The sequence below is a fragment of the Micromonospora sp. NPDC005237 genome (genome assembly GCF_040607775.1).
In the GTDB taxonomy this organism is placed as follows: domain Bacteria; phylum Actinomycetota; class Actinomycetes; order Mycobacteriales; family Micromonosporaceae; genus Micromonospora.
In genome coordinates this window covers 832081-840008 of record NZ_JBEXHJ010000002.1, presented here as the reverse complement: position 1 = coordinate 840008, position 7928 = coordinate 832081, and the positions used below count along the sequence as shown (strand labels likewise).

Sequence of the window (7928 nt, the reverse complement as noted above, 5' to 3'; positions counted from 1 at the left end):
CCACCTCTCGTTCGATGGAAACTGCGGTGTCCGCCCGGCCTGACATGACGGCCGACGGCGGGCGATCCAACGGTGTACGGCCCTCCCTTTCCTCTGCTACTTCTTACCTTGCTGACGTACGGTCCGCCGGTGTTGGAGCCCCACGCGACTTCATGGCCCCCACACGTACGGCGAACAACAGCTGGAGCCCCAAAAAGAGCCTTGGCCCCACCTGCGCCCGGCTCGCATCACGCCGGGCTGTGTTCCTACTGCCTTCTTCCATAGAGGGAACGATGGATCACGTTCCGCTCCTCGCCGCCCGTCGTAATCTCACGGCCGGACAGCCCGTCTGCGTCTTGACGGATCTTTGCTCTCTCGACTCGAAGAAGAGTATGCCACACCGCAGAGGATGTCTAGTCTTCTCGGCCTAGATTTGTTGGTCGCCACCCATCAGAGTGGCTGACCTGCTTAATCTCTACGTGAGTTGTCGCAACCGCTCTCCCGAACTCTCCCTGACGGAAACGCAGGGTCGGTGTCGGTCATCGAGGCGAAGCCGGACAGCCGCGTGGGGCGGACGAATCGCGTCCCAGGCCGCCGCTGCCGACTACCCCTGAACCGCGGTGGCGTGGTTCAGGGTCATCGGTCGTCGTCGACGACCGTAGTGAGGTCGGAGCCGGCGGCGGAGCGGGGCATGACCGGGATCAGCACCGTCGCGACCCGCGATGTGCAGGGCGCCGAGAATGATCCGGGTCGCGGCATCCATGCCGGGACGGCGGTCGGTCTGCCAGCGTCGATGCTGCCGCTGCTCGCCGTACTCGGTCCGGCCCGTACCCAGCACGGGGCCGGGCCCGGCGCGGAGAGTGGTCCTCCACGCCGGGCCGTCGCAGGCGGAATCAGCTGGCCGCGCAGATGACCGTCGCCGGGCCGGTGCCGGTGCCCTGGAAGCCGAAGTTGGTCGACTGCCCGGCGCCGACGTGTCCGTTGTAGCCCACGTTGGTGAACCGGACGGTTCCGCTGGTGCCGCTGGCCTGGGCGTTCCAGGTGCCGGTGATCGCGGCGCCGCTGGGCAGCGTGATGGTCGCGGTCCAGCCGTTGATGTCCGCGGAGCCGGCGGTGACCGTCACGCTCGCGGTGAATCCGCCGGGCCACTGGTTGACCGCCACCGACGCGGAGCAGCCGTTACCGGTCGGCGGTGGCGTGGTGGGGGGCGCGGTGGTCGGCGGGGCGGTGGTGGGCGGGGCGGTCGTCGGCGGGGCCGTGGTCGGCGGAGCGGTCGTCGGCGGGGCCGTCGTCGGCGGAGCGGTGGTCGGCGGGTTGGGCATGCCGTTGGCCAGGCTGTAGGCCAGGTCGGGCTGGAACGAACCAGCCGTGTAGCGGCAGCCGTCGGCCTCGCCCGGCGGCTTCACCCAGAGGTACGCGTCGATGTTGGCGTCGCCGGTGTTGGTGGTCGGGTACGTCCCGATGCGCCGGTCGGTGTTGTCGTCGCCGCACCAGTCCCCGCTGGCGCCGCCGTTGCGGCTGGTGTCGATGACCTGGCGCTTGCCCGAGATGCCCATGCCGTTGAGGGCGGAGATCACCGAGCGGCCGAAGTTCGCCTCGCCGGAGGTGGAGTTGAAGTTCGACACGTTGGTGAAGAAACCGTCGGCGTACTGCACGCCGGCCGCGCGGAGCCGGTTGGCCGTCTCACCCGCGCTGTTCCAGGTGGAGTGGCCGCCGTCGAGGTACACCTTGGCGTTGGGGTTGGCCGACTTGATGGTCCGGGTGGCCGTCGTGATCGCCTGGTTGCGTGCGCTGATCTCACCGCTGCTCAGGCACGTCTGCAGGGCGAGCGAGTCGGTTTCCAGGATGATCAGGACCGTCTGGTTGCCGAGTCCTCTGGCGAAGTTGGAGACCCACGTCTGGTACTGGTTGAGGTCAGGGGCGCCACCCGCGCTGGCCCCGCCGCAGTCCCGGTTGGTGATCTCGTAGACCGCCAGCACCGGGATCTGCTGGGCCGCGTTGGCGGCGCCGACGAACCCGGAGACCTCGGACTGCACGGTCGACGGGTTGAAGTTGGCGAACCAGCGGGCCTGCGGCTGACTAGCGATCTTGTCGCGGATGACGGCGGCACGCGAGTCGCCGGGGTTGGCGGCGACCCAGCGGACGACGGCCGAACTCGGGTCGCGGTAGAGCGACCCGGACACCGTGCCGGCGGACGCGCCGCCGACGGCGTAGCAGACGCTGGCCGCGGCGGTGCCCGCGATGGCCGCCACACTGAGGGCCACCGATCTACGGCGCCGGGGGGAGAGGATAGCCACGACGTGTTTCCTCCTGATCACATTGATGTATCTAAGTTCATGGGAGCGTTCCCAAGGACGGTAGCGGAGGCGGGCGTCGCTGCCAAGAGTGCGGGCTCGTCGTTGAGGCAGCGGCCGGGTGCGTCACGGCTCGCGCAGGGCCTCTGGAACGCGACAGCCGTCTCCCCCGATCAGGCGGTGGCTGGTCGGCCCGCTGTCGCTGACGACCACGAACGCGCGACGGCGGTGACCGCACCTGGTGTGCTCTCACCGCCGTGGCTGCGCGGCAGGTGGGAGACGATCCGTGCTGTCGTGGTGGCCGGTGCCGATCGTTTACGGCTGCAGAGCGTCCGCGGCGGGGGTCCAGGTCGACTCGTTCCCGACGTCGGCGACCGTGACCCCCTTGGCGATCTTCTCCAGCTCGGCCCGTGGCAGTCCGTTGCCAAGGCCGCTGGTGCTGACCTGGACGACGACCTTCCCGTCGGCGCTCCAGATGTTGCAGAAGCCACCGTCTTCGGGGCCGGTGCCCTGGCGGCGCTGGTCGGACACGTTGTAGCACTTCGTCGCGCCGGGCTCCGGCGACTGGTTCGAGCTGGTGCTGGGCGTGACGAAGATGTGGAACCCGTCCTTGATGGCGCCCTCGACCGTGTCGTAGGGCGCGGTCAGGCCCGTGGTGGGCGCGGCTGGCCTGGTGTACGTCGCGCCGCCGTAGTCACCGGCACGGGCCGCGGCGATGCCGCTGAGACCGGGAAGCGCGTGGGTGCCGATCTGCAGCGGCACGTAGCCGCCCGGCACGTAGCCCACCGTGAACGGCACCAGAGCCGGCGTCGGCTTGCTGGGCTTCAGGCCTTCGACCAGGCCACCCAGGTCCTCGAAGCTCGGCGTCGCCTCGTCGCTGGAGATCGACGTGACAGCCGCCCAGGCGTTGTCGGCGTACTCCCAGGCGAACAGCTTGTTGCCTGCGTCCACCTGGTTCTGCGGGTCGAGGCCGACCGGCAGCAGCGCCCGCACGGCCCTGCGCCCGGCCACGGTGACGTCCGTGCCGCCCTTGATCTTCGCGGGGTCGAAGACGCCCGGCCGGTAGACGGTCAGATACGCCCACAGGCTCGGCTTCCCCCCGGCGGCCTTCTTCTTGTCCTGCTCCGTGGCGCCGCCCAGCGCCGCGGCCTCTTCCTCGGTGAGGGGCTTGTCGTTCGAGGTGTGGCCGTCGGAGTAGACCGAGGCGATCTGGTAGGCGGTGGACGCGACGATCGGGTCCTGCACGTGCAGGGTGCCGGCGTCGTACCCCTGAAAGGTGAAGGTGAACGGCACGGCGTCGGACCACGTGGCCTCGGCGACCTTGGACGTCGCCGCGCCGACCGGGGCCGGCGAATTCTGCTCGGCGCCCAGGGTGGGCAGCACGAACGCGCCGGCGACCGCGACCACGACGAGACCGGCCACGCCGGCCGACGCGAACCCGGCCCGGCGACGCCGCTCGGCCCGCCGCCCTGCCACGATGATGTCGTCCGCGGTGCGGGCCATCGGCGGCTCTTCGCCCGTCACGGCGTCCACGAACTCATGCAACTGCATTGGTCCACTCCTCAATCGACTTTCCGGTGAGATTGATGCGTTCGCCGGCTAGTGACACGCGCAGCTTCGCCAGGCCACGGGAGACCTGACTCTTGGCTGTGCCGACCGTGCAGTCGAGGACGCCGGCCGTGTCCTCCAGGCTCAGACCCAGGTAGTGCCGGAGCACCACCGCGGCCCGCTGCCGGGGCGGCACGGCGTCGAGGGCCGCCCGCAGGCGCATCCGCTCGTCGGTCGCGCCGGTCGGGTCCCGCAGCGCGACGTCCGGCATGGCGTCGCCAGCCGCCCGCTCGCGCCGCCAGGGCCGGCGGGTCTCGTCGACCGCGGCCCGATAGACCATCGTCTTGACGTAGAGATCGGGTCGGTCCAGCTTCCTCCAGCGGGGGTAGAGCTTGACCAACGCGTTGGCCACGGCGTCCTCTGCCGTGTGCCAGTCGCCGCAGGTCACGTACGCCAGCTTGCGCAGCGACGCCATCTCCGACGTCACGAACTCACGGAATGCCTGCTCGTCTTCGGCTCTCAAGTCGACTGCCTCCTCGTGACGGAGGTAGAACGGATCCGGTCGCCCGGGAAGTTGCACGCCCGGAGGAGTAGTTGTGCGATCACCATTCGTGACGCGACTCAGCGCGGGCCTCCGCCGCCTGTGCGCGGCCTTTTCCTCGGCCGCTGCCGGGCGACGGTGTTGGCGCCGGTGACCGACCGCGGCGAGGCGGTCGGCCTGCTCGAGATGGTCCTGCCGAACGAGCCGGATCCGCGGGAGCTGGAGGAGATCGGCCGCACGGCGCACGTGTTGGCGTTCGTGGTGATCGCCAACCGGCGGCACACCGACCTTTTCGAGTGGGGGCAACGCACGACCCCGTTCACCCTGTCGAGAGAGATCCAACGCCGCCTGCTGCCCGGCTCGTTCACGTGTGAGGCCAGCGCGTTCACCCTGTCCGGCTGGCTGGAGCCCGCCGCGAGCGTCGGCGGGGACACCTTCGACTACAGCCTCGCCCGCGACGTGCTGCACTTCAGCGTCACCGACGCGATGGGTCACGGGGTGGCCAGCGCGCTGACGGCCACCCTGGGGGTGGGCAGTCTGCGCAACGGTCGACGTCGCGGGGTGGGCCTGGTGGAGCAGGCCGAGGCCGCGAATGCCGAGGTGGCCGAACGCACCGCCGTGCCCGGCAGTTTCGTCACCGCGCTACTGGGCCGTCTCGACCTGCGCACGGGCGTGTGCGCGCTGCTCAACGCCGGGCACATCCCGCCGATGCTGGTACGCGACGGGGACACCCGCATGCTGTCGCTGCCGGGCAACTTCCCGCTGGGAATGTTCGCCGAGGCCACGTACTGCGCCGGCGACGTCGCGCTGCGCCCCGGCGACCGTGTGGTGGTGGTCACCGACGGAGTGCGGGAACGCAACGCGGCCAGCCTGGATCTGCCGGCCATGTTGCGCTCGATCGCCGGTCTGCACCCCCGCGAGGCCGTCCGGGCGTTGGCCGACGCCGTGCTGGAGGTCAGCGGACCGACGCTCGCCGATGACGCCACCCTGTTCGTCGTCGACTGGCACGGCGGACACAGCGAGGACCGGCGGACCAGCGCTGGCGCCGACCAGGAACGCGCCAGCGCCGGGTGAACTAGCGGCCGGTCGCGTCGGCGGGACGGAGATCCGCTTCAGCCGCCGGCACGCTGTCGTAGATGCCGATGACCCGATCCACCGATGTGATCGACAGGACACTGCGTACGGCGGGCTGCACCGCGGCCAGGCACAACCGACCCCCGACATCCCGTAACGCCTTGAACATCACCACCAGCGCGCCCAGCCCGCTGGAGTCCATGAATCCCACCCCGGCCAGGTCCACCACCACCAGGCGCTCCCCGGCATCAGCCAACCCTTGCAGGCCTTCGCGCAACTGTGGGGACGTCGCCATGTCCAGCTCGCCGCGCACCTCGAGCACCGTGCAGCCGCGGCCCGGCCGGACCGACAACAGCAAATCCACTACAACCTCCCCACGCCGCTGACCTCCCCCTTACCCTATTTCGCCGAGGGGCGAACCGCCGTCGGCCATCGGCGGCCGTGGACCGCCCCTGACCAGCGCACTCGCCGACACGGCCGCCGTCGTTCCCGACGCACCAGGCCAGGTGCTGCTCCGCATCACCGAACACCTCGCCGACGTACGAGCAGCCCCGCACCGCTGACCGGACGCCCCGGGCCGCAACCCGTTGGACACGGCATTGACATATTTCACTGTCGGATCTAGCGTCGGGGCGAATCGATTCGACCGTGGGCCGGGCATCTCCGGCATCCTCCGACGGCCGGTCGTGTGGTGTTCGGGCGAACGATGTGGCCACCGACGATTCAACGACCAGCTGGTCCCGCATGGGCGGCGAGACCAGTGGCGGGTACCTGTGGCGATGAGCCGGGCGTCGTCGTGGGCGCATCGCGTCTTCCGCGGTTCCTCGGCGACGAGCGGTGTCGGCGGGGTGACCGGGAGTGGTCGTCGCGCGCCCCTTCACCTGAATCAGTTCGTGCCGAATGGCGGGAGCCCCCTCATGACAAGACGTAGACCCCTCCTTGGTTCTCTTGCGACGGCCGCGCTCGTCGTCGCGACCGTGGGCGTGGCGGGAATGACCGGCGGCCTGAGCGCCGCCGCGTCGGCCGCGAACGTCACAGCGGCCGCCGCGACCGCCGGGTGCGGCAAAGCGCCCACGTTGACCAGCGGTTCACGCTCCATCCAGAGCAGCGGCCAGAACCGTAGCTTCATCCTGAGGATCCCCGACAACTACGACCGGAACCACCCGTACCGGTTGATCTTCGGATTCCACTGGAACGGCGGCACCGCCAACGACGTCGACGGCGGCGGCTCGGACGGCGCGGCCTGGTCGTACTACGGACTGCGGCAGCAGGCGAACAACAGCACCATCTTCGTGGCCCCGCAGGGCAACGGTAACGGCTGGGCCAACCCCGGCGGCCAGGACGTCACCTTCGTCGACAACATGATCAGCCTGATCGAGGCCGACCTCTGTGTCGACACGACGCAACTCTTCGCGCTCGGCTTCAGCTACGGCGGAGGCATGAGCTATTCGCTGGCCTGTTCGCGAGCGGGTGTCTTCCGCGCTGTAGCGGTCTACTCCGGCGGGCAGCTCAGCGGGTGCAGCGGCGGCACCCAGCCGATCGCGTACATGGGAATCCATGGCATCGGGGACCCGGTGCTCAACATCTCCGCCGGACGGTCCCTGCGTGACACGTTCGTGCGGAACAACGGCTGCACCCCACAGAGCCCGCCCGAGCCGAGAGCGGGCAGCCTGACCCACATCACCACCACCTACTCCGGATGCCGTGCCGGCTATCCCGTGGTGTGGGCCGCCTTCGACGGCGGGCACACCCCCGGCCCGGTGGACGGCGGCGGGGACAGCGGCGCCAGGACCTGGACCAAGGGCGAGGTGTGGAGGTTCTTCACCCAGTTCGGCAGCACCGATCCGACGCCGAGCCCGACCGCGTCACCCACCGGCGGTCCGACCACCCCGCCTCCGAGCAGCACGTCGGCCCTGCGCAACACCGCCTCCGGGCGGTGCCTGGACGTCAACGGCGCCTCGCAGGCCAACGGCACGGCGGCGATCATCTGGGACTGCCACGGCCAGAGCAACCAGAGCTGGACCTCGACGGCCGCCCAGGAGCTGCGCGTCTTCGGCGGCAAGTGTCTCGACGTCAACGGCGCCGCCACCGCGAACGGCAGCTCGGTGATCATCTGGGACTGCAACGGCCAGTCCAACCAGCGGTGGCGGCTCAACGCCGACGGCTCGATCACCGGAGTGGGTTCGGGCCGGTGCCTGGACGTGGTCGGCAACGGTACGGCCAACGGCACGCGCATCCAGATCTGGGACTGCAACGGCGGGGCCAACCAACGATGGAGCCGGAGCTGAGCCCGGCGGACACCTCGGGGACGCACCGATAGAAATCGCTGCGCCCACCACGGGGCCGGCGCGGCGACGGAACCATCCGGTTCCGCCGCCGCGCCGGCCCGCCCTGCCGGTGAACGCTCGACGCAGCATTCATCGAACCTTTTGTGAGGCTCCGACGATCCCGCCGCCCAAGATCGCGGCATTTGTGGTTGGCCGCTGCCGTTG

6 protein-coding genes are annotated in these 7928 nt (G+C 70.0%); 2 read left to right on the top strand and 4 right to left on the bottom strand.

Translation table 11 applies throughout. The features are described from left to right. Window positions 1-872 precede the first annotated feature (872 nt). The 3 genes from ABZT87_RS08885 to ABZT87_RS08875 all read right to left on the bottom strand — a co-directional run bounded on the left by ABZT87_RS08885 (window position 873) and on the right by ABZT87_RS08875 (window position 4344). Window positions 873-2276 carry a glycoside hydrolase family 6 protein gene (locus ABZT87_RS08885; RefSeq protein ID WP_355134566.1) on the bottom strand — a complete coding sequence of 468 codons (1404 nt, stop codon included), beginning with the start codon at window positions 2274-2276 and terminating at the stop codon, window positions 873-875. A gap of 312 nt (window positions 2277-2588) precedes the next feature. Then, window positions 2589-3824 (bottom strand): hypothetical protein, encoded by a 1236-nt coding sequence (locus tag ABZT87_RS08880; RefSeq protein WP_355134564.1) that lies wholly within the window; start codon window positions 3822-3824, stop codon window positions 2589-2591. After that, entirely contained in the window at window positions 3811-4344 is a 534-nt protein-coding gene (locus ABZT87_RS08875; protein WP_354863016.1) for a SigE family RNA polymerase sigma factor, read from the bottom strand. The genes ABZT87_RS08880 and ABZT87_RS08875 overlap by 14 nt, the downstream gene beginning before the upstream one ends. Before the next feature lie 168 nt (window positions 4345-4512). Here ABZT87_RS08875 and ABZT87_RS08870 point away from each other — a divergent pair, with 168 nt between their 5' ends. Further along, the gene (locus ABZT87_RS08870) at window positions 4513-5436 is read left to right on the top strand and encodes a PP2C family protein-serine/threonine phosphatase (protein WP_355134562.1); all 924 of its coding nucleotides are present in this window, start codon (window positions 4513-4515) and stop codon (window positions 5434-5436) included. Between the two features lies 1 nt (window position 5437). Here ABZT87_RS08870 and ABZT87_RS08865 read toward each other — a convergent pair whose 3' ends face one another. Continuing rightward, window positions 5438-5800, bottom strand: coding sequence for an STAS domain-containing protein (locus ABZT87_RS08865; RefSeq protein ID WP_355066608.1), 363 nt, complete (start codon window positions 5798-5800; stop codon window positions 5438-5440). Between the two features lie 553 nt (window positions 5801-6353). On the opposite strand from ABZT87_RS08865, the gene ABZT87_RS08860 reads away from it, so the two are divergent. Further along, window positions 6354-7724 (top strand): lectin, encoded by a 1371-nt coding sequence (locus ABZT87_RS08860; RefSeq protein ID WP_355134560.1) that lies wholly within the window; start codon window positions 6354-6356, stop codon window positions 7722-7724. Window positions 7725-7928 lie beyond the last annotated feature (204 nt).